The 21,231-nt window shown below is 58.1% G+C and carries 24 protein-coding genes; 10 read left to right on the forward strand and 14 right to left on the reverse strand.

What is annotated here, in order from left to right; translation table 11 throughout:
* Positions 1-25: 25 nt before the first annotated feature.
* Genes fliN through RB623_RS06760 form a run of 4 tightly spaced genes read left to right on the forward strand, consistent with a single transcriptional unit; the run spans position 26 to position 2,991 of the window.
* Positions 26-409, forward strand: coding sequence for a flagellar motor switch protein FliN (gene fliN / locus RB623_RS06745; RefSeq protein WP_308056006.1), 384 nt, complete (start codon positions 26-28; stop codon positions 407-409).
* A 43-nt stretch (positions 410-452) separates the two neighbouring features.
* A complete protein-coding gene (locus tag RB623_RS06750; protein ID WP_308056007.1) occupies positions 453-1,460 on the forward strand; it encodes a FliG C-terminal domain-containing protein in 1,008 nt (335 codons plus the stop codon).
* Positions 1,461-1,474: 14 nt separating this feature from the next.
* Entirely contained in the window at positions 1,475-2,557 is a 1,083-nt protein-coding gene (gene flhB, locus RB623_RS06755; RefSeq protein WP_308056008.1) for a flagellar biosynthesis protein FlhB, read from the forward strand.
* On the forward strand, positions 2,554-2,991 hold the full coding sequence (locus tag RB623_RS06760; RefSeq protein ID WP_308056009.1) for a hypothetical protein: 438 nt from the start codon (positions 2,554-2,556) through the stop codon (positions 2,989-2,991). Before flhB ends, RB623_RS06760 begins: the two co-directional genes overlap by 4 nt.
* A 44-nt stretch (positions 2,992-3,035) precedes the next feature.
* Here RB623_RS06760 and RB623_RS06765 read toward each other — a convergent pair whose 3' ends face one another.
* A complete protein-coding gene (locus RB623_RS06765) occupies positions 3,036-3,803 on the reverse strand; it encodes a helix-turn-helix transcriptional regulator (protein ID WP_308056010.1) in 768 nt (255 codons plus the stop codon).
* Positions 3,800-4,513 (reverse strand): LuxR C-terminal-related transcriptional regulator, encoded by a 714-nt coding sequence (locus RB623_RS06770; protein WP_308056011.1) that lies wholly within the window; start codon positions 4,511-4,513, stop codon positions 3,800-3,802. The genes RB623_RS06765 and RB623_RS06770 overlap by 4 nt, the downstream gene beginning before the upstream one ends.
* Before the next feature lie 389 nt (positions 4,514-4,902).
* Here RB623_RS06770 and RB623_RS06775 point away from each other — a divergent pair, with 389 nt between their 5' ends.
* Positions 4,903-5,592, forward strand: a complete 690-nt coding sequence (locus RB623_RS06775) for a D-lyxose/D-mannose family sugar isomerase (RefSeq protein WP_308056012.1) — start codon at positions 4,903-4,905, stop codon at positions 5,590-5,592.
* Positions 5,593-5,699: 107 nt separating this feature from the next.
* Here RB623_RS06775 and RB623_RS06780 read toward each other — a convergent pair whose 3' ends face one another.
* The 9 genes from RB623_RS06780 to RB623_RS06820 all read right to left on the reverse strand — a co-directional run bounded on the left by RB623_RS06780 (position 5,700) and on the right by RB623_RS06820 (position 12,665).
* Positions 5,700-6,758: a D-TA family PLP-dependent enzyme gene (locus RB623_RS06780; RefSeq protein WP_308056013.1), complete on the reverse strand. Its 1,059-nt coding sequence runs from the start codon at positions 6,756-6,758 to the stop codon at positions 5,700-5,702.
* Positions 6,759-6,813: 55 nt separating this feature from the next.
* The gene (locus tag RB623_RS06785; protein WP_308056014.1) at positions 6,814-7,569 is read right to left on the reverse strand and encodes an SDR family oxidoreductase; all 756 of its coding nucleotides are present in this window, start codon (positions 7,567-7,569) and stop codon (positions 6,814-6,816) included.
* 188 nt (positions 7,570-7,757) lie between these two features.
* Entirely contained in the window at positions 7,758-7,997 is a 240-nt protein-coding gene (locus tag RB623_RS06790) for a hypothetical protein (protein WP_308056015.1), read from the reverse strand.
* Positions 7,998-8,072: 75 nt separating this feature from the next.
* Complete coding sequence (locus RB623_RS06795; RefSeq protein WP_308056016.1) at positions 8,073-10,310, reverse strand: hypothetical protein; 2,238 nt, start codon at positions 10,308-10,310, stop codon at positions 8,073-8,075.
* A gap of 7 nt (positions 10,311-10,317) precedes the next feature.
* Positions 10,318-11,010 carry a hypothetical protein gene (locus tag RB623_RS06800; RefSeq protein ID WP_308056017.1) on the reverse strand — a complete coding sequence of 231 codons (693 nt, stop codon included), beginning with the start codon at positions 11,008-11,010 and terminating at the stop codon, positions 10,318-10,320.
* A 37-nt stretch (positions 11,011-11,047) separates the two neighbouring features.
* Positions 11,048-11,494: a hypothetical protein gene (locus RB623_RS06805; protein WP_308056018.1), complete on the reverse strand. Its 447-nt coding sequence runs from the start codon at positions 11,492-11,494 to the stop codon at positions 11,048-11,050.
* Positions 11,491-12,219, reverse strand: coding sequence for an HK97 family phage prohead protease (locus tag RB623_RS06810; RefSeq protein ID WP_308056019.1), 729 nt, complete (start codon positions 12,217-12,219; stop codon positions 11,491-11,493). The genes RB623_RS06805 and RB623_RS06810 overlap by 4 nt, the downstream gene beginning before the upstream one ends.
* Positions 12,220-12,225: 6 nt before the next feature.
* The gene (locus RB623_RS06815) at positions 12,226-12,444 is read right to left on the reverse strand and encodes a helix-turn-helix transcriptional regulator (RefSeq protein ID WP_308056020.1); all 219 of its coding nucleotides are present in this window, start codon (positions 12,442-12,444) and stop codon (positions 12,226-12,228) included.
* Positions 12,444-12,665 (reverse strand): hypothetical protein, encoded by a 222-nt coding sequence (locus RB623_RS06820; protein WP_308056021.1) that lies wholly within the window; start codon positions 12,663-12,665, stop codon positions 12,444-12,446. The genes RB623_RS06815 and RB623_RS06820 overlap by 1 nt, the downstream gene beginning before the upstream one ends.
* 262 nt (positions 12,666-12,927) lie before the next feature.
* Here RB623_RS06820 and RB623_RS06825 point away from each other — a divergent pair, with 262 nt between their 5' ends.
* Genes RB623_RS06825 through RB623_RS06835 form a run of 3 tightly spaced genes read left to right on the forward strand, consistent with a single transcriptional unit; the run spans position 12,928 to position 15,208 of the window.
* Positions 12,928-13,560 carry a hypothetical protein gene (locus RB623_RS06825; RefSeq protein ID WP_308056022.1) on the forward strand — a complete coding sequence of 211 codons (633 nt, stop codon included), beginning with the start codon at positions 12,928-12,930 and terminating at the stop codon, positions 13,558-13,560.
* Between the two features lie 6 nt (positions 13,561-13,566).
* Entirely contained in the window at positions 13,567-14,886 is a 1,320-nt protein-coding gene (locus RB623_RS06830) for a phage terminase large subunit (protein WP_308056023.1), read from the forward strand.
* Position 14,887: 1 nt separating this feature from the next.
* Positions 14,888-15,208: a hypothetical protein gene (locus RB623_RS06835; protein ID WP_308056024.1), complete on the forward strand. Its 321-nt coding sequence runs from the start codon at positions 14,888-14,890 to the stop codon at positions 15,206-15,208.
* 266 nt (positions 15,209-15,474) lie between these two features.
* Here the strand turns inward: RB623_RS06835 and RB623_RS06840 are convergent, their stop codons facing one another.
* The 3 genes from RB623_RS06840 to RB623_RS06850 all read right to left on the reverse strand — a co-directional run bounded on the left by RB623_RS06840 (position 15,475) and on the right by RB623_RS06850 (position 18,497).
* On the reverse strand, positions 15,475-16,986 hold the full coding sequence (locus RB623_RS06840) for a hypothetical protein (RefSeq protein WP_308056025.1): 1,512 nt from the start codon (positions 16,984-16,986) through the stop codon (positions 15,475-15,477).
* Positions 16,987-17,116: 130 nt separating this feature from the next.
* On the reverse strand, positions 17,117-18,052 hold the full coding sequence (locus tag RB623_RS06845) for a bifunctional DNA primase/polymerase (RefSeq protein WP_308056026.1): 936 nt from the start codon (positions 18,050-18,052) through the stop codon (positions 17,117-17,119).
* 73 nt (positions 18,053-18,125) lie between these two features.
* Positions 18,126-18,497, reverse strand: coding sequence for a hypothetical protein (locus tag RB623_RS06850; protein WP_308056027.1), 372 nt, complete (start codon positions 18,495-18,497; stop codon positions 18,126-18,128).
* A gap of 134 nt (positions 18,498-18,631) precedes the next feature.
* Here RB623_RS06850 and RB623_RS06855 point away from each other — a divergent pair, with 134 nt between their 5' ends.
* Both RB623_RS06855 and RB623_RS06860 read left to right on the forward strand, forming a co-directional pair.
* Entirely contained in the window at positions 18,632-19,045 is a 414-nt protein-coding gene (locus RB623_RS06855; RefSeq protein ID WP_308056028.1) for a hypothetical protein, read from the forward strand.
* Positions 19,046-19,166: 121 nt separating this feature from the next.
* Positions 19,167-21,212 carry a DUF5906 domain-containing protein gene (locus RB623_RS06860; RefSeq protein WP_308056029.1) on the forward strand — a complete coding sequence of 682 codons (2,046 nt, stop codon included), beginning with the start codon at positions 19,167-19,169 and terminating at the stop codon, positions 21,210-21,212.
* The last annotated feature ends 19 nt before the right edge of the window (positions 21,213-21,231 follow it).

Genomic DNA, 21,231 nt, shown 5'->3' on the forward strand with positions numbered 1-21,231 from the left:
GATCAAGGTTGGAAGGGGATCGTTGATGAGCCAGGGAAACGGGGCACCGGCCGAAGACGGCGGAGAAGACCAGCTCAACCGCGCCATCCAGGAACTGCGCGGCGTCCTCAACGACGGCGACGCGGGCGCGGCGCGCGCGCCCAGCGGGGCGGTGGCCGCCAACGCCAACATCATCATGAACATCCCGGTCGAGGTGCAGATCGTGCTCGGCAGCGCCGAGATGTCGGTGTCCGAGCTGATGGGGCTGCAGAAGGGGTCGACGGTAGCGCTCAACCGGCGCGTCGGCGAGGCGGTCGACGTCATGGTCAACGGCCGCCGCATCGCGCGCGGCGAGATCACCGTGCTCGAAAACGACCCATCGCGTTTCGGCCTGCGGCTGACCGAGATCATCACCTCGGGTCCGGCGTGATGGCCGGTTCCGTGCTCTGGCCGACGATGGGACAGGTTCGCGGATGACGACGCTCAACCTCTCGCGTCCACAGAAGGCGGCCGCCATCCTGGTCGCCATGGGCAAGCCGGCCGCCAGCCGCCTGCTGAAATTCTTCAAGCAGGACGAACTCAAGGCGCTTGTCGAGGGCGCGCGGCTGTTGAAGACGATTCCGCAGAGCGAGCTGGAGCGCATCGTGGCGGAGTTCGAGGCGGAGTTCACCGAAGGGGCCGGACAGCTCGACTCGGCCGACCAGATGGACGACCTGCTCAACGAGACCCTGTCGGCGGAAGAGATGAAGGCGATCATGGGCAAGGACCAGGCGGGCGCGGCCAATCTGCCGCCGCCGGTGTGGACGGAACTGGAAAAGCTCGATCCGGCGCGCATCGGCGCCTTCCTGGCTGGTGAACATGCGCAGACCTCGGCGCTGGTGCTCTCCAAGCTGGCGCCGCAGACGGCGGCCAACGCGCTGATCACGCTGGACAAGCCGCTGCGCGGCGAGATCGTCCGGCGCATGGTGTCGATCGCCGCCATTCCGGAGGCCGCCACGAAGATCATCGAGAACCAGTTGCGCAACCGCGTGCTGGGCGAAACCAACGTCAAGGACATGTCGGCCGGCCAGAGCCGCGTCGCCAACCTGCTCAACGAACTCGACAAGGGCCAGCTGGACGAGGTGATGCAGGATCTGGAGGAGGCCGGCACGCCGGATATCGCGGCGATCCGCGCCCGGCTGTTCTCCTTCGAGGACATCCCGCTGCTCACGCAGAAGGCGCGCGTCGCGCTGTTCGACGGCCTGTCGACGGAACTCGTGACGCTCTGCCTGCGCAACACCCCGGCGCAGCTGGCCGAATCGGTGCTGTCGGCCATCGGTGCGCGCTCGCGGCGCATGATCGAGGCCGAGCTCGGGCAGGGCTCCGACGGCATCGCCATGGCCGACATCGTGCGGGCGCGCAAGACAGTGGCGTCCACCGCCATCCGCATGGCGCGCGAGGGGGCGTTCGAGCTGCCGTCGACACAAGACGCCGCGGCTTGATGGGCTGAGCAGACATGGCCGAAAGCGCCGACAAGGAAAGCAAAACCGAGCAGGCGACCGAGAAGAAGATCCGCGACACGGTCGAGAAGGGCAAGCTGCCGGTGTCGCGCGAGGCGCCGATCCTCGCCTCCTTCCTCGCCATCCTGGTCTTCGCGGTGTTCTTCGCCCAGCGGGACATCGGCGAGATGGGTGTGTTCCTGTCCGTATTCCTGGAAAAGCCGGAAGACTGGCCGCTCGACACGGCGAGCGACATCGGCACGCTCTACAAGGCGGTGCTGATGCAGATGGGCAAGGCGATGGTCGCGCTGGTGGTCATGCTGATGGTGGCGGGCTTCGTCGCCTCGGCAATCCAGAACCTGCCGCAGTTCGTCGGCGAGCGCATCCGACCGCAGGCCTCGCGCATCTCGCTTACCGAGGGCTGGAAGCGGCTGTTCGGCGCGCAGGGTTTCGTCGAATTCGCCAAATCGCTCGGCAAGCTGGTGTTCGTCACGCTGGTGCTGGTGTTCGTCCTGCGCGGCGACCTCACCACGCTGCTGTCCGGCATGATCACCCCGCCGGTGTCGTTCGGCCTGGTCATCCGCGACATCGCCATCAACATCCTGGTCGCCATCGTCGCCGTCATGGCCGTCATTGGCGCCATCGACCTCGTATGGTCGCGTTTCCACTGGCTGCAGGACCTGCGCATGACCCGCCAGGAAGTAAAGGACGAGATGAAGCAGTCGGAAGGCGACCCGATCGTCAAGTCGCGGCTGCGCTCGCTGGCGCGCGACCGGGCGCGGCGGCGCATGATGACGGCGGTGCCGCGCGCCACGCTGGTCATCGCCAACCCGACCCACTTCTCGATCGCGCTGCGCTACGTGCGCGAGGAAAATTCCGCACCGGTGGTGCTCGCCAAGGGGCAGGATCTGGTGGCCCTGCGCATCCGCGAGATCGCCGCCGAGAACAATATCCCGGTGTTCGAGGACGTGGCGCTCGCCCGCTCCATGTACAAGCAAGTTTCGGTGGATAGCGTCATCCCACCGCAATTCTACCAGGCGGTCGCCGAACTGGTCCGCATCGTCTACGCCAAGCAGCCTTCGAAAAAACAGGCATCATGATCCGGCAATCGCACGCATCGTCCCGCGAGGTCATCGTTGCCGACGCCATTCGCGACATCGTCGCCGAATTGCGGCTGGTCGACGCCGCCGACTACATCGCCTTCATCCGGTTGGAGCATTTTGCCTGCATCTCGGACCTCGTCGATTCGGCGGCCGAGCTGTATTTCATGCCCCGCACGGTCCGCCTCGGCCATGGCGGGCAGGCGCATGTCGACTGGATGGACCCGCCGCGCATCGAACTCGACCTGGAACTCAGGCCGCGCGGCGCGACGGTCTATTTCACGCTGACGCTCGGCGCCGACACGGCCGGGGTGACGGTGAACTACGTCGCCTTCGAAGACCCCGACCCCGATCCGGAAAAGAACACGGCCTTTCTCGCCGCCGCGATCGAGGATGCGCGGATCAGGCGGCCGGAGCCTGCGGGCATTCGGTAAGATTTGACTTACATGCTTTGAGCGCGGCTTTGCGGCGCTGCAACCTACTCGAACAGTCCGAGTCTCAGCGCCTTGGCCACCGCATGGGTGCGGTTGGTGGCGTCCAGCTTCTGCGCCGAACTGGTCAGGTACTGGTTCGCCGTATGCACCGAGAGTTTCAGCGAGGCGGCGATCTGCTCGCTGGTCAAGCCGTTGGCGGTCAGCTTCAGGCATTCCAGTTCGCGTTTCGAAATCGTCGGCAGCTTGCGCAACTCGTTGGAGCGGATCGCCGAGACGGCCGCGAACAGCGAGAAACAGCGCGCATGGATGTCCAGCGCCTGGTCGCCGGCAAGCACCATCTCGTTACCCCAGAAGGCGATCAGGCCGCACTGGCCGCGCTCACCGAAGACGGGAAAGGCGATGCCGGGACAGCCGGGCACGAGTTCCTCCGTGCGCTCGGCCATGTCGAGTGCGGCGAAGGCCCGTTCCGACGCCGTTGCGCCGTCGTTGCCCCACCAGCAGGGCAGGCTGGAGGTGCGCGCGTGGCGCACGATCGCCTCGCCGCCGCGTCCGGCGGCAAGGCGCGTCCCCGGCGCAATTGCGGGATGAAGGGCGTCGAAACAGGGTACGAGCCGGGCGCGCTCCAGCGAAGGGCTGGCGAAGAACAGCGCGAATTCCGCGGCGTTGATGTCGATGGCGATCCAGCGGCAGCGGCGCACCGCATCCGCGACCGACAGAGTGTGGCCGGGCTCGCCATCCGGCGAGGCCGCGCCGAAGGGGCTTTTGCGATTCCGCGCCGCGAGGCGACCGCCGTCTTTGCCCGGCCTGCTCAAAAGATGCCGCTCCTGATCGCGGTTGCAACCGCCATGACGCGGTTGGACGCCGAGAACTTCTGGATCGCGTGGGTGACGTAGCTGTTCACGGTGTTGGACGAGACGCCCAGGATGAGGGCCACCTCGTCGGTCGTCTTGCCTTCCGAGACCCAGTAGAGGCACTCGCGCTCGCGGTCCGACAGCGGATCCTGCTGGGTCGTGGCGGCAAGCAGGTCGGGCACCTGCGACAGCGCGTGGCAGCAGCGGATCTGGGCGCGGGCGAGCTCCGCCGGGTCGAGCTGGCCGGGTTCTTCGGTCGATAGCAGCATGAACAGCCGCTGGCGGCCGACATTCAGCCTCAGCGCGTAGATCTCGCCATGGCCGAGCACGTCGAGGAGCCTTGCCTCCTCGCCGCCCAGAACGCCGGCAAGCGCGGGAGCTTCGCGCGTGGTGATCGGTCGCGGCCGGGCGCCGGGCGCCGCCGCATGAGCACATTGCGCGATTGCCGCGACGGTCTCATGCCCGACGAGCTGGATCGTGTCGTAGATCCAGTTGGAGGCGACGATGCGCACGTCGCTCCTGTTCTGGTCGTTGACCACGGCAACCAGCATGTAGCTGTCGGCCCCGATCGCCTGGCACAGCGCCATCAGGAATCCGCTGAGGTCGCCTCGCGACGCCAGCCGTTTGGCCAGCCCTGTCGAGGTTCCGAACTGTTCGCCTAGGCTTGTCATCCGCCTGCTGGAAGCCCGAATCGCTACGGTTGCCCGGACCCTGGCTGCGCCAGCGACCGGACATGAAAAACCTACAACTTGTCACGAGAACCACGCGCCCGTCCTCGAGACGGACCGCGAACCGCACATACTACGAACCGCTTGCCAGGCGCCTCAAAGACCCGTCTGGCGAGTGTCGATCACGGTCGTTTTCCGAGCCGCGGTCGACTGATTCGCTTTCAATCTAACGCGTCGCGAATCCGACATCAAAGGCGAAAATTAAAAACTTGTTAAATATGGATCGATTGTCCTTCCGGCGTCGCCGCGACGATGCCGGCCGCCCCACGCGAGGCTTGCGGGCAGTGCGAATACCGGGCATGTGAAGGCGCCGAGCATCCGGAGGAGAAAGCATGAAACGGTCGCGCGTCAACGAGATCATCCGTGAAGGCGACGCCTTCATCCGCTCCTTCGGCTATATCATGCCGCCTTTCGCCTACTGGACCCCGGACGAACTCAGGACACGGCGGCCCGACGGCATCGTCGGGGCGCGGCTCGGCTGGGACATCACCGATTTCGGCCAGGAGAAATTCGACGAGTTCGGCCTGTTCCTCTTCACCGTGCGCAACGGCCGGCAGGAGGATCTGGCGAGCGGCAAGGGCATGCTCTACGCCGAGAAGATCATGATCTCGCGCAAGGATCAGATATCGCCGATGCACCGGCACATCGTGAAGGCCGAGGACATCATCAACCGCGGCGGCGGCAAGCTGGTGCTCGAACTGTTCATGCCCGCCGAGGACGGCGGCATCGACCGCCACAAGGAGGTCACGGTGCCGACCGACGGCGTGGTGCGCAAACTGCCGGCGGGCGGCCTCTTGAAGCTCGATCCGGGCGAGAGCGTGACGCTGCTGCCCGGCGTCTGGCACGCCTTCTGGGGCGAGGGCGGCGACGTGCTGATCGGCGAGGTCTCGACCGTGAACGACGATCTCTCCGACAACATCTTCGACCAGCCGATTGGCCGCTTCTCCTCGATCGAGGAAGACGAGGCGCCGCTGCATCTGCTGGTGTCGGACTACGACAAGCACATTTTTGGGAAGGTGTAAGGCGCTTACACACGCAGCGGATCGTGCTCGGGCTGTCGATCCGGCCCGCGCCGCTACCCGGTGGCGCTCGACCACCGCCCTTTTGGTTCTGACCGGCCTCGGCTTTCTCAGCTCAGCTTGCCGCGCGCCGCTACCGGCGCCTGTTCGACGACTTCTCCGTCCTCGACCAGATGCACCACGTCGAACAGGTTCGACACCACGCAGACATGGTTCGGGATGATGCGGACCTTGTCGCCAATGGCCGGCTTGTTCGCCGAGCGCGACAGGTCGACGATGCCGTGCTCCTCGTTGAGCATGGTGATCACCGCGTCCGGATATTCGACGATGTGGCCGTGACCAGGCGCCGGCGACAAATCGGCGGCGAGCGATTTCGAGCCGGTGTCGAGAATGGCGCGATCGGGCGTCGGGCGGCTGACAACGGTCGCCAGCACGGTGAGCGCGCAATTCTCAAGCGCGCCATGGCCGAAGGCCACCTGCATGCGGTCCGAATAGATATAGGTGCCGGGCCGCAACTCCGTCGCCGCGTCGCCGGTGCTCGATGTATAGAAATCCGGCGAGTTGCCGACCGACACGCGCTCGACAGCGATGTCCTTCGCCTTGAACAGCGCAAGCGCCTCTTCCAGCCAGACGTCCACCTCGCCCGCCTTGCCACGCGGCGGATAGGTCATCAGCCCGCCGAACCGCAGGCCTGGGAAAGCGCCTATGCGTTCGGCCAGCGCCACCGCCTCCGCCGGTGTCTGGACACCGCAGCGGCCGCCACCGGTGTCGCATTCGATCAGCACGGCGAGCGGACGGCTCGCATCGGTGAAGGCCGCGCCATAGCCGTCGACCGTCTCGGCGCTATCGGCGGTCACCGACAGGGTAATGCGCTCGTGCAACGCCTTCAGCCGTTCCAGCTTCGCGGCGCCAATGATGTTGTAGGGGATGAAGATGTCGGCGATGCCGGCGTCGGCCATGACCTCGGCCTCGCCGATCTTCTGGCAGGTGATGCCGATGGCGCCGAGTTCAAGCTGCCGCTTGGCGAACATCGGCAGCTTGTGCGTCTTGATATGCGGCCGCAACCTTTTGCCCTGCCGGTCGGCATGCTCCTGCGCGCGCTTCAGATTTTCCTCGACGATGCGGCGGTCGATGACGATCGCCGGCGTATCCAGATCTTCCACGCGCATGATTGGTCTCCGGGTTGTGCTGCCTTTAGGGCCCATCACGCATTTCCTGGGGCCCTTAGGCGATTTCGTTGAGAAACGGCAGGTTGCTGGCAAGCAGGCCGGCATCGACGTTGAGCGACACCCCGGTGATGCCGCTTGCCGCCGGCGAGGCCAGGAACACCGCGGCCCGCGCCACCTCGACCGGTTCGACCAGCCGGCCGAGCGGATAAAGCCTGCTCACCGCACCAAGGATCTCCGGCTTCTCGGCGATGCGGTGGTCCCAGGCGCCGGTGCGGATCGAGCCCGGCACGACGGCGTTGGCGCGCACGCCGTTGCCGCCTTCTTCGGTGGCGATGGCGCGCATCCAGGCGAGCAGGCCGGCCTTGGCAGCCGCATAGGCAGGGTTGCCGAAATGCGCGATGGCGTTGACGGAGGAGACGAAGACGAAAGCGCTGCCGCCCGGCCGGTTGCGCATCGACGGCAGCAGCGCCTGCGACAGCAGGGCGGCGCTGCGGAAATTCAGGTTCATCTCGCGGTCGAGCGCCTCGGGCGTGACGGCGGCGAGCGTCTCGGCGCGGGTCCAGCCGGCGTTGGAGATCACGGCCGCCGGCGGCTCGCCATCATTAACGCGCGCCGCGAAACCCGCCACCGCGGCGTCGTCGAGCAGATCGAAGCGGTGCGCCTCGGCGATCCCCGGAGCGGACAGATCCATGCCTTCGACGTCGCAAGCGACGACCCGCGCCCCACAGGCGGCAAGCTCCTCGACCAGCGCCTTGCCGAGCCCGCCGCCGGCGCCGGTGACGACCACGTTGCGCCCGCCGAAATCGATCATGCCGCGCCCCTCCGCCTCGTCTTCAGCCGTTTCGCCGGCGTCGCCGCGCCCGCCATTCTCGATAGAATGCTGATCTCCATGTAACAAAGCAACATGGGAAGTGCAACTGGATCAATGACTTAGGTTCTTTGGTGTCCTGAGTTCATAAGATTTCCATAAGGGGGAAACGTTAGCATACCGATGTACCGTCACAATTCCACCACGACAGGTTCCCTCGCCGGGTCGCCATTGAAGACCACTACCAGCTTTCCTGTGCCCTTAGCGTAAATTATCTCGGGTTCCCATTCGCGAGGGAACTCATCCAACGCGGCGATCACAGACCCGATTGCCCCAAGCACCGCGATCCTGTCGACCTCCGGCATCTGATAAATCGCATTGCTCACAGCGACCATGAAGTCAGTGGCAATGACGGAATGCGGGTATTCCAACGTACCACCTCGTGTGAAATCGATATTAGCGCCGTGCCACACTCCAGTAGGATAATGTGTTTGTTCTGTTGGAGGTCACTGGATCACTGTCTGTGCGCCGGTATCAGGCGCAGTGGGTGCAGCAGCGTATCTAACATTGATCTGGGCGCTGGAGATTCTCGCGGCCGCAGCTCCACCAATGACGTTACCCATCCCTGCGGCACCCGCCATCATTGCGCTCATGATCGAACTGCCAACGGTCGGCGCGGCACCAGTCATGGACGCGGCGATTGTTGTGCCTCCTGCGGTAAATGCAGCCTCAAGAGAGGCATCCGCGTTAGCGAAAATTCCTTGAGTCGTTAGCGGGTCTGGCGCTCGGGTCAATTCTTCCATCTGACTACGACGATATGCCCGTTCATCCGTGCGATCCACAAGATCGGTCCAGTCGGGTTTGCGCCTTAGCTCCTTCCACATCTCCTCGTAATTCTTTTCTGGTCCGACGAGACCGCCGACGTATTCGCCAGCACGTTGTTCAGGTCTTTTGAGAGATTCGAGATAGGAAATGGCAAGGCCGTAGAGCGTGCCCCCTGCTGTGGCAGGACCAGCGTATCGACCTAACAGTCCGAGCAGACCTAAAGCACCTTTGCCGCCACCTACCGCCATCCCTGTCGCGATAGCTGCAACGCCTGTGGCCGTGTTCGCTGTGTTGACCGCGATTGCGCCGAGGACTTTCGTGGTCGGATCGCCAGAGGTAAGCGCGCTGATCCCGGTTATTTGGGACATTAGACTTGAAGCGCCGGAAATCATTGTAGTTGTAGCCAAAGCTGCTGCCGCAGCAGTCGCTGCTTTAGCTGGGGATACTTTGCCTTGCGCCATATCGGCCAAAGACTGATTTAACCTGTCCATGGCCGGAACAATTATCGGTTCAAGCGCCCGGATGGCATTGCCAGCAACGTTTTCAGCCTGAGCACCAAATGCTGCGAAACGAAGCGTAGCTGAATCTTTAAGGATCTGTTCTGTTGTAGCAGTTGTGCCGCTACGAGCTAAGATTTGTTTGGCCTGCGCCTCCAATTCCTGATTGCGAATAATCATTGCAGTCAGGGTTTCGCGGGCAGTTCTATCAGATGCAATTAGCGAAGCGAATTTGGTCGCATCCGTCGCGCTTGCCGGATCGAACCCCTGCTTTTTCATAGCTGGGATCACGTAGTCATTGATCCACTGCGCTGGATTCTCTCTTAGGGCATCCTCGTCAAAGGTGCCGCGCCACATGGTCTTCTTGCCGACTTGTTCCGTCTCAATCAAACCAGCCATCATCTGATTGAGCATGGTCTTGACGTCAGTGCCGCCAGTCAGGTTCTTCACCAACTGGTTTATTCCTACGCCGGTCGAGGTGTTCTCTTCCTGTAGCAGCGCACCTTTGACAAACGCTTCTGGCGTCAGCGGGTATTTCGATGAGCGCAGACCTTGAGTCAGCATTCTGACAAACTGGCCGGTATATTCCTTGCCGATAGACGGCATTGTTTTGCGCTGTAACTCAAACCATGCGGCCATGCCTCTCGGATCGAAAGCGCCAGTAACTGAGTCGGTGAACTTGCCCATCTGTTCACCGGCCTTACCAAAATTGATCGCGCCTTCTAGCGCAGCGTCTAGGGTCTGGCCTTGCGCGACCCCGAGCTTGATCATTGTAGTCAATTCTTCAGTCAGCAGCTTGGCGGCACCAACATCGCCGCGCGTCACACCAAGGGCCTCAGTCAACAAGCTCTGAGTCTGCGCTTCGTTGAGAAGCTGCTTTGATGGTGTTGCTTGCTGCCGCTTCAAAATATCCTGAATAGCACTCCTAGCCGCTGCTTCATCCGTGGCAGACAGTTGTTGCAAGGCCAAGCGAGTGTCGGAAACATCCGTCGCTGTCGCTCCTTCCACCACAGCACGTTTAGCGAATTGGAAGATTTCATTCCCGATCGCCGCACGGAAACCAAGACCCATGTCGCGGCCGAACGAATATCCGGCGTTGCGTCCTGTGGCACCTACCCCCATCGTAACAGACTGCGAAGCCTGTTGGCGTAGACGCTGTATCTGCTGCTGCGCCCGTGATGTATTGATCGCTATGGTGATCGGACGACGCGCTGCTTGCTGTAAATTGCTAACTGAACGAGTAAGGTTGCGTATCTCGCGTTCTGCTCGACCTAAAGTCCGAGTATTGAGGCCAAGGTCCATGTTCTTCATGGACTTAGCGGTCGCGAATAAACGCTTTAAAGCAGCGTTGGTTTTATTGATCCCTTTTACGGCATCTTTCTCATTTAATAAAAGTGATGCTGAAACTGAAAAGCTGGCCATGATGACCTCATGCAACGGAGTCGTATTGGCGCCAGAGTTCCAATGCCCCGCTGGCGAACGCTACGTTATTGGTGCCCATTATCAGACCGGCACTGATGCCCTCTTTGTTGCGGACAGAGATCAGTTCGTCACCTGGGTGGGTTACGCACCAAGCGATGAATTTAAGCATTCCGAGAATGATGCCTTTCGGGAGATCGTCCCACTTGGCGAAGCCAGTTCGGTAAAGGGCCATGAGGTCGAACTGAACGTGCCCGCCACGCTCGTTGAACTCGTCACAAGGACCGCGACAGCAAGCGCTGCTCACGTCCAACATTATGGCCATTGTGGGGATATGAATCTTTCGGCTCCGTGGCCGGATGCGAAGCGTCGTGGTCAGCGCCCCGTAGAGGTAGACGATGCCGTCGGTTGAAGGATGGTGGAGGTTGTAGACGACGTATCCGGACCGCATCGACTTGTGGCCGATCCGAAAATCGATCTGCTCGGTGATCGGTTTGTAACCGCGCAGCATTATGCCCGTATATTGCTCGGCAGCTTCAACGGAAGCAGCGCGGTAGAGCTTCAACTGCTCGTCGCTCACGGACGGAACGTCGTCTGTTTTGGTGTGATCGCGGATCAGTTCGATGGTCAGGAGTTCATCGACAGGAAACTTACATTCCTGCGATAGCACAGGGTTGTCGGCGTAGAACTCCAGCGCAACCATGGTGTCTCCTTTAGATACACCCCTCTGCGTACCTCGACTAACCAATCCCCCGGATACCAAGTGCCTTTGCCCGCGCCCGTTCGTTGGTCACGTTCTGGAGCGTGATGACGTCTTGCGATTCCTCGACTTCGAGAGGGAGCAACAACGGCGGCGAGACATTGGAGAGAGTTTGTTTTTCCATTGGAGGGTCGAAGAAGGTCACTGTGGTACCCCCCATAGGTCTGGCGACATGGCCTTGGCCAGAGCGTCGCGCAATCCACCGATCAAGTAGATCATCTTCAGCCACGCCGCCGAACCTTGTCCCGTTGGCCAGGAACCGCTCAGCCGTCGCGAGATCGACTTGAGGTATGGCACTCGCACGTTGTTTCGTTCGCAGATAGGCCGCATGGGCCTCCAAGCGGGCCATCGAATTAAAGGATTCAGCGAATAGCTGCGGCGTCCAGCCGACGCTTTTCATCAACTGGATTGTGTCTTTGATGCTCACTTTCCTAGCTCCCTTTTGAGTCCGCGAATTTGGTCGATCATCCGCTCTAGTTTTTCGTTGTCGCTCAGAGATCGGACCTCGACCGTGGTAGCAGCCTCATTCCCCGGAAAGGCCACGACCGACACCTCGAACAGATCGCCGCGATTTACCTGGAGGTACTCGTTTTTCGTCACCGGATCAGTCTTGATCTCGTAGTCTTCAAGGATGAAGCCAACCGAGAAATTGAACCCGTTCAGCATCTTGATGACGGTGTAGCGGTCGCGAACGTATTCCACGTCCAAAGCAAGCTGAGCGTCGATCCAGAGGTTGTCGGCACGGTATTCGAGTTGACGGATTAGACCCGCTGGTTTGTGCCAGTCATGATCGAGCAACAACTTGATAGCTCTCGGACCTGTCAGGCCGCGCGAGCTTATCGACTGCGAGAACGCGCCGCGCATGATCTTATGGCCGTACAGATCGAGGTCAGACGTGCTGGCCCATCCAGTGACGATGCCATCCGATCCCTGTGGCGCTTTGAGTGTGACGACCTGACCTGCAGAGAACTTGCGCCGCGCGCCAATGGCATCGAGTTCGGCCATCATGTTCTTACAAGCGGCCATGTCGTGCTCAGCCTGCGCAGCGAGCGCGGTATCATTGTTGTAGTGAGCAATGAGTCTGGCGGTAATCGACCGAACGTACTGACTCTGAATTATTGTCTTGGTGATGGGGAGGACGTAGGGATTCATGGCATGTCACTTCGAGGTACGCAGAGGGGTGACCTCATCCGCCTTGGCGTCGTAACCGCCGAAGCCGAAGAACTTGGCCATCTCGTTCAATTGCTCGTCCGTGAACTTGTCATGGCCGATGGCGAATTGCTGAATGCGGTCGGCAGTGACTCCCATGCGTCGCGCCAGGTCTGGACTGCCATTGTGATGCCAAGCGCGTTTCCGCAGCTTCTTAAGGCCGCTCATTAGTCCGCCTCCGAGTTAGATGGTTGTTTGTTCTGTTGGACGCGGAATGGCACCGGGACGCCGTAGAAGATGTCCTTGCCGGTTACGAACTTCGGCAATGCAAGGAGCATTTCAGCAGTCGGCCGCCCTACATCGGCGCGAGGATTCAGGCGGCCGACCGGATCATCAGAACCGCCGAAAGGACGTTCACGGTCCTGAGATTCTTGTGGAATGGAGTTCATGTGTCTTGTCCTCAACCTGTCCTGACTGGATGCCACTATAACTAAGAGGATCAGACTCAGTTTGCTACAGGAGCTAGCGACATCCAGTTAATGAGGACAGTTATAAACACCTGATATAATAGAGTACTTTAGCGCTAATGTACAATCACAATGGTATCAGCACCGCATTTTGTACTGGTATTGCTGAAGGCAATTATTTGACGTGCTATGCGCAGTACTATATTGTATCACGCGACGTTTCAAGTCATGTGAGTGTTCCGCCATGCCTTTCTATTTTTGGTACGATGCCCGTCAGCATGAACCCATTGGGACATTCTCTGCTGAGTTGCGTGAGCAGCACTTTATTACCTGCTGCGAGAACATGTCTCATGACGAAGCAGTCGGCGCTTACGAGGCGCAGAAAAAGGCTTATGAAGCGCAGCAAGAGCAGAAGCGCATCCAGTTGCACGAGCATTACGTCGCGCGTGCTGGCGGCAAACCAAACTTTGTCATGTCCGTCGCTCAGGCCAAGGCGTATGTCCGTCTTCGTGCCGCCGACAGTTTGCAGGCCGCGTTTGAGACTTACGAGAACGTCCTGCGCAAAGGCAGCAATGCCCCGCTCAAAGATCAGCTTTCGGTCGCGGAAGAGATTCTAAAGCGCGCAGTCGGTCCCGCTCAGGTCGTCAATGCCGTGCCGAATGTGCAGGCCCTCACCGAGCTGGCTCCTGTTGACGCGGTTGACTCCGTCTTGAGGTCGTTTGCCGCAGGGGCCGTCGATGAAAAGTTCGTGGCAACGCTCCTTGGCATTCTGGGCGCGAAGGTTAATGCGCTTGCCGCAGAACAAGCCCTAGACAAGAAGTCAGCGCAGAAAGTGTCTGACAGGATTCAGAAGCCGCCGCCCGGCAAGGTGGTCTGACGCTCCATGCGCATAGCCGGATGGAATCTCCTAACCAACTCGACCGCGACTGATCGAGCGCTACGGACGCTGCGGGAATCGGTTGCCGGACCCATTGGGGGTTGGAATGGCCAGCTAGTTCTGTGCGAAAAGTACCTCCAGCTATTCAGCCCCGGCTACACCCACAAAGCGCTTTACGGCGGTCGTGGAACGGCGAAGACCACTACGATTGCCCTCTACATCATTCTGCGTATGGACGCCGCGTACACGGTCGTTGCCGGTTTGCGTAAGCGCCAGGTCTCAATCCGTCACAGCAGCAAGAGAGTGTTGGAACGGGCCATCCGTTGGTTGGGTCTGACTCACCGTTTTGAAGTGCTTCATACTGAGATCCGAAATCGCGTCACGGGGTCGATTGCCTTCTTTCGTGGCCTTGAGCATGACAGCGACGAGACGACCCGCGGGTTAGATGGCGTCGATATCTTCTGGCTGGACGAAGCTCGCAACGTCTCGATGCAGGCGCTGATGAATCTGGTCAGGGTTCTTCGTGAACGTGGCGCGGAACTGATCTCAAGCTGGAACCCATTAGACCCGCAAGATGCGATCGAGCAGTTATATCGCGGAGACGTGCCGCCTCAGCATTTGCTGCTGCTTGAAACCACCCAAGACGACAACCCCGCCTTCTTCACATCGCCTATGGCCGACGAGTACTGGCGTCTCAAGGCCGCCGACGAGCAGATGTGGCAACACGTCTACGGGGGCAAGCATGACTCCGCCGGCGGGGAACGAGTTTACGACAAGATCGAGATCGGCGAAGTGCCTTGGCAATATCTGGCCGGCGGCGAACCCTGTTACGGTCTCGACCTCGGTTACGTTGACGATCCGACCGCAGCGGTCCGCGTCTGGGTGCTCCAACAGCACAAGCTCATTTACTTCGAAAAGGAAGCAGTGGGATATGGGGAGGATGCCAACGGCATTGCCGACTTGCTCGATCACGTGCTGCACGAAAAAGATGCAGTCGTTACATCTGACAACTCGGAGCAGCGCACGACCGACGCGCTCAACGCCAAAGGGTATAATCTCGTCACGGCCAAAAAGGGCGCCGGATCGGTCATTGAGGGGATCAGGTTCATTCGCGGATACCGGATTGTCGTGAACCCTGACTGCGAGACGGTCATAGAGGAGACTAAGCATTACAAATGGAAGCTGGACCGTCAGTCTGGCAAGCGCACTCAGGTTCCGCGCAAGGGACACGATCACTGCCTTGATGCCGGCCGGTACGCAATCATGGGCCGGGAGGCGTCCATTGAAGCAGGCAAGGTCGAGATGATGCAACTTAGCGGGTTCTAATATGGCCCAGATACGTCTGGCCGACATTCGTGGCAACGAGTTCGTGGTCCCTGAGCGGCTGTCCGGTGATGGCCCCGAAATCGAGATCATCGTCTGCTCGACAGGTGAGTTCATCGATCCCGCGCGGAACGAGCTATCGTTTATGGCGAGACCTGATCCTCCAGAGATCGTGCGACTTGAGGTGGTTCAAGGTACGCAGAGGGGGGCATCAATCGACATGCCCGAAGTCTGGCAAGCGACTGACGAGGAACTGGAACTAGCTCGCAAGGAAGCTGCTGAAATCCGGTCGGTTGAGAATGCTGTAAGAAAGGTTTGGGGATGAAATCCGCCCTCCAGAAGCATCGGGAAGCGTTGGTCGAACGGGCATTGCGACTCCAACGGGAACAGACAGAGAGGCGTGCTGCGCGCCGTGAAAGGGAGCGTGCTGAATTGCGGTCATCGGGGAGCATCGTTAGCGACTACAACCCAGTTGCCGAAGCGCTAAAGGCCCTAGGTACCGCGCCCTCCAAGAAACGCTTTACGTGGTGGTAGTCATCGATCTGAAAACGCGTTTGCGACATGCACGATGCGCGTTAAGATCGAAACTGATTAATCCAATTCCTCTTCATCCTTGGGCTTCTCAGCAAGTTTCTGGCGAAGCTGTTCCTCAGTCAGAACCTCATCGGTCTCCTCGTGACGGTAGGAGCCGGATTCTGTGGGATTAGGCTTCCACTCGTATGGCGGGAAGATTTCAGGCACTTCAACCGTGATCTGTTCCAAGAATGGTAGCATCCATTGTTGCGCCTCATCCTCCTTTTCCTTACGTTCTTCGAAATCTTTCGGCGTAAGGAATTTGTCAAGCTCACTGGTAAGTATTTCTTGTAGAATCTTCGACGGAATAGCATCAAGCTCAACACTGCCTTTGCCATCCCAGCTAGCATCGTAATGTGGATTATTCCCAACCTTAGTTGGTCGTGTCGGCAGTTTTAACGTTTCGATCTGTTCATCCGTCACAGCTATCTGCTTAAAGTCGACTAGGATATCCGGATTTAATTCTTTAACCATCGCTGTTATTTTGTTCCCAATATCCTTTGCTGCTTTATCGCCGCTCGGATCGCGATCCCCGAGATGCAGCACATGCACCCATTTCATCTCGCCGGGATTAAGCGCGATTTCTTCCGCGCCTTCATTCACAAATGTCTCGCTTGAAAAGCCGCGTGCCACATATAGCGGCACACGATACTCGCTGCAGATGGGTCGGATAATCTCCTGTAGTGCTGCCTTCTCGAGCCATACCTGTACTCGCTCATCCTTTTTGTGCCAGTATGGTATTTCGTATCCAATCGCTATGTGACTAAAATCACCAATACCTTTTAACTGATCTTTGAGATATTTATCTGGAGACCGCGTTGTGCCACTGTCGTACGCACTAAACATGGTCCGACTGCTATCAACTATTCGACTGTACGGGATTATCTTTGATCGACGTAGACTGAGCAATTCTCTCTGTGTGTAACCGTAACCATTACCTGCTCCCTTATCTATCTTGGGAACCAGGCCTTTGACCACCATTTGATAGAATACCTGTCTAACCGTCACAGGAAGACTGTCGTCACGCAGCAATTTTATGATCGCTTGTCTTAGCTTTTCAATCTCGGCATCGGTTCGGACATAGATCCCATTTGATCGTATCCGGCCATATAGCGCATCTTCCGTGAAAACTTCGCGACTTACCGTGCTCCAATAGTGACCCGGCGCAGTTGGATGTGGTTGCCAGCCGAATGGCGGAAAGATTATATCAACCTTTTCTTTCTTATTAGCAGCTTTCTTGTCAGCTTTGGCTTGTTTCGCCTCAGCCTTTTCCTTTTGATCGGCGACAAGATTTTCCCTAAGGGATTGCGCCGCGTTCATACGCGCGTCATGCACGATGCGCGTTTTCAGCAATTCTTCCTTCAGAATTACATCTTTCCCTCTATAGTAGAATGCCGGGTTGGTCGGATGTATCTTCCATCCGAAACGCTCAACCAGCCCTGTCGCCAAGATGACTTCTTTGGTCGCGCTGTTCCACCAGTAGTCCGGGGACGTCGGATGTTGCGCCCAATTATCAGGCGGGTTAGGCATAGGATATATCGCTACATTCGTTCATCGTGCATGTATCATAACACGTGTTCATCGTACATGCAACATCGATATTTGTAGCGATGAAATCTATACTTAATCGTTATTATCGATCCTGAATATTAAATGTGACTTACCATCCAAGACTCTTCCTGAGCATCATTGCGAGTGTGTGCTCACCGGAATATTTGCCTTTGATTTGAAATCCTCGCTTCCAGTAGACGTCAATCAGATCCGCGCCGTTCGCAAAACCTAGACCTCTTATCCGACGGGTTGAGTCATAATACTTGCTACCCTTGCTCGACCATTCGTGCGCCAGTTGTCGACCATCTTCGCTGCCATTCGTGTCGCGCCAGATGCAGGCAAGGATTGTGAACCATTGCCTATGATCGCAATCTGGATCGAGATACCGTAGGCTTAGTTGCAACCCGGTGATCGCCTCTGAGCTACTTCCAACAGGAAAAACACATAGAGGGGTATCCAAGGCCAGCGGTCGCTGCAGGATTTTAATCAACCATTCAGGCACCGGCGGGGCGTTTAGGATTTGGTCGATCGCTAGAGCGCTGTACTGGCCGAAGACGGTGTATGATCCCGGCGCGAACACGAATCCCCCGCCGCCTTTCACGTCAGTGCCTTTCGGCAAAGAACCCGTGCTATTCCCAAGCGCCATGCCGTCAGGTTGACGGAAATAGTAGTGCATTCCGCCTTTGGGGGTGACTACACGTGGTACCGCGTTCAGCGGATCGTGGTTTGCCTGCGCAGTGCGCTCGAACGTCTCCGCACCCTCATACTCGCCGCCCGGCTGCTTCTTGTAGATGTCATCGTCCACGACCAGCAGGCCGGACAGTCCAGCTACAAGGCCAATCGCTGCTCCTGCATACGTGCCGGCATGACCCGTTTCGTACTTGTGCGGTGCTGGGTTCCAGATCGCATGAACCCGCTCGACCGGAATGCGTTGCGTCGTCCAACCGCTGATCAAAGGGGCGCGGTCGTCGTCCGGATAGCATGGCATAACTGCAAGGCCAGCCCTCGCATAGGCCATGGCCAGTTCGTAGTGAAGCTCGGCCAAACGCTGTGACGGTCGCCGTAGCGGTCTACCCCAAGTCATGTGTTTGTCCTGTTGGAAGCACTAAGGCGCCACGTCACGCATAGTGGTTGTGGAGGATAGTCGATCCCGGATAAATCTTGCCGAATGCGGCCTTGACGCGAGATAGAATGTCTTCGTCTTCTATGCACTCGCAGCAGATAACCCCACCCGTGGCCATGCCATTATCGGGTTCAAATCTGTTTCTCGCTACGACGCAAGCGCAAGGAGGGCCACCTTCGAGATCAAACTCGTAGTCGCAGGTGAAGCACAACTTTCGCTGATTCTTTGGTTTAAGTGTATCCTTGAACGCGTCCAGAAATATTTGAGCGCCGTGCATCATCCACCGAGTTTCATCCTCATCTGCATTCTTCGGGTCCTGCGCATAATCGTCTTGAGTTATAATTCTGACGTCCAGGTAGGTGTCCATTGTCCTGTCCTCTAGTTGATCCAGTAGTATAGATTAAAACAATATTTAGTCACGCCAAAGGTATACTATTGACATTCACTGTATTGTCGCATATAATATTGGCATTGTCAAGTACAAAATAGGGATTAACCAAAATGAAACCGTCGGAGCTTCAAGAACATCTCCGCCAAAGGTTGCGTGAGTATGGGAATGTATATGATGTAGCGGTGATGACTGGACTTCAAACACAGCGATTGTACGGATTTTTGAGAGGATCAACGTACAGGGTTGGTGTGGACATGATAGATAAACTGGTGGAGTTTTTCTATCCAGACTGCCAAATCATTCTAGGAGAAGCAGCGCCCGCTCGGTTCGTGCCGCCAGAAGGATGGCTGGTTCATCCGCAGGATGATCGCTATTACTATCATATGGTGACGCGGGAGGTCTTGCCTCTCCCGCAGCTACGTGAGCGGATGAAGGCACCAGCAGTTAAGCTAGCTCACGCCTTCGCCAAGGTGATTGTCCCGCCAGCAACCCCTGACTTTATTACAAAAGCAGCTGCGGAGTGACTCACTCGTTGCCAGTGACCCTACCGTGAGGTAGCGTAGACCTCCTTCTGCGACATCAAAACCGCCTAGCGCGGCCGACACTCGCCAACTCGAAGTGTTAGCCAACCGAAATGGTAGCGCCATGATGTCCGATGCCGAGACCAAACCCAGCATATGCGGGAACTGCAACAATCCGATTGATGACGGCACCGTCCACAAGATCAGGACCTTCCGAACTGCCAACGGCCCCGGTACCTGCACGTTCATCCGAACTGACGCCCCCGAGGAACCTGACCCGGGGAATGATGACCCAAAGGACGAGAGCGGCCTCTATGCGGGCGAGTGGGAATCGCAATGGCTAGGGCGTGACCATGAGACGCCGAGGGTTGAGATCGTCAATCCCGACATGAAGGCAGTCTCGGCGCTAAGAACGATTGAGGAGATCGTCGCCAAAGTTCAGCAGGAGCTGGCTCAAGGCACGCTGTCCGCGGATGAGGCTCGAAAGTACGTCCGATACGCCGCACGGTTGGAGCAGTCAGAAATCGATCTGGACATTTTGATAGACATTTTGAGCGCAAAAGAGGGATTGCGACTGAGCGAAAAGGCGCTGTTCAAGGAATATCAGAAGGCGAGAGTCAAGTTTGTTAGCGAGCAAATGAAAGGCGGCCACCATGACCCAGACGTGTGGTTAGAATGGTGTCTGTCGCGGTTTAGGATCATTCGCAACTACGGTGGAAAGCTCGCCATAATTCCAAAAAATCGATCAAGCGACGGCGCGGTTCAACCGCCAATGTTCAAGAAGGCTTTCGAGGACGCCAGTCTAGAGCGCAAGGTCTTTATCGGTATTGATAAAAACGGAAATCCGGTCCTTAAGGGAGTGCATCCTTGGTATTTAACCCATCCCGAGGCAGATCGCTACGACACTCAGATTTTCAAACCGGTGCTTGGAGCGATTCCGGGCGAGTACAATGTTTGGCAAGGCTGGCCGTGGGCACGCGCTACAGGAAACGTGTACGAACCTAATAGTCACGGCTGGCCGTCAGTGAGTGGTGTGGTTGAAGATGGGTCGACCAAATGGCCAAAGATCTACCACTACCTCAATGCTGTAGTGTGCAGCAGCAACAAGGAACATTTTGCATACCTGCTTTTTTGGCTCGCTCATTGGGTGCAATTCCCGCTTGAGTACAACACGACCGTAATCGGCATTCGCGGCAAACCAGGTACCGGCAAGACCAAGCTGCTCGAATTGGTCAAAAGTCTGATTGGTGCAGACTACAGTCACATCTTCACGCATCCGGAGTCGCTGAAAAGGAACTTCAACGCTTTGATGCTGTATCGGTTGTTTCTCGGTTTCGATGAGGCATTCGCGGTTGGTGACAAAACGTCTGACGCCGTCTTTAAGAACCTGACAACAGGCGAGGTCTACACGGTCGAAAAGAAGTTCATCGACGCTTTCGAGGCACGCAAGTTTTTCCGCATGATCTTCGCCTCAAACGAGCACTGGTTCATGAACGCTGATTTCGGGGATCGGCGCCAGTTCCTGCTGACATGTTCCGAGATTCATCAGAAGGACGCCGCCTACTTCGCCGCGCTGGATGAAGCGATTGGCATTGGTAAATCCGGCGCTACGGGGGAGGCCGTGGAGATGTGGGCGTTCTTCGAGTTTCTGACCAAGGTGCCGTTAGCGAATTTCGATCTGCGCAACATTCCAAAAACAAGCACCCTGGTCTCCCAGCAGCTTCACTCGTTGCGAGGCAAAAACCGGATACTGCATTCGGTTCTAGAGGCCGGGCTGCTACCGTTCGATCCAGCGGTGATGGAGATGATCTCCGCCCGTTCATTCGACGCATCCTATCCAGAAGGCGAGTTTGTAGAGGCTCATTACGTGCCGACTCAATGGTTCCTGCGCATGCTGATGGACAGCGGACATGCTTACCGAATGGACGCCGCCCAAGCTGGATACATCCTGTCGGTCATGAGTGCCGGCGGCAAATTCGCTGCGGGGAAGAGCGTTGTGACCCAGCACGGAAGGATCATCAGTCGTGATCAGCATTGGTATAAGAATGAAAATCAAACAGGACGGTGGATAGGTTCTCTGTGGTTGTCGCGCCGCCTTGCTGAAAAGCATTACGAAGTTTCTGGGTTAGAATGGAATAATGATGCTATTGAATGGTCGATATGGCACTGAAAAGATCCCCTAGAACCCC

The sequence above is a fragment of the Mesorhizobium sp. LHD-90 genome (genome assembly GCF_030929505.1).
Taxonomy (GTDB): Bacteria; Pseudomonadota; Alphaproteobacteria; order Rhizobiales; family Rhizobiaceae; genus Kumtagia.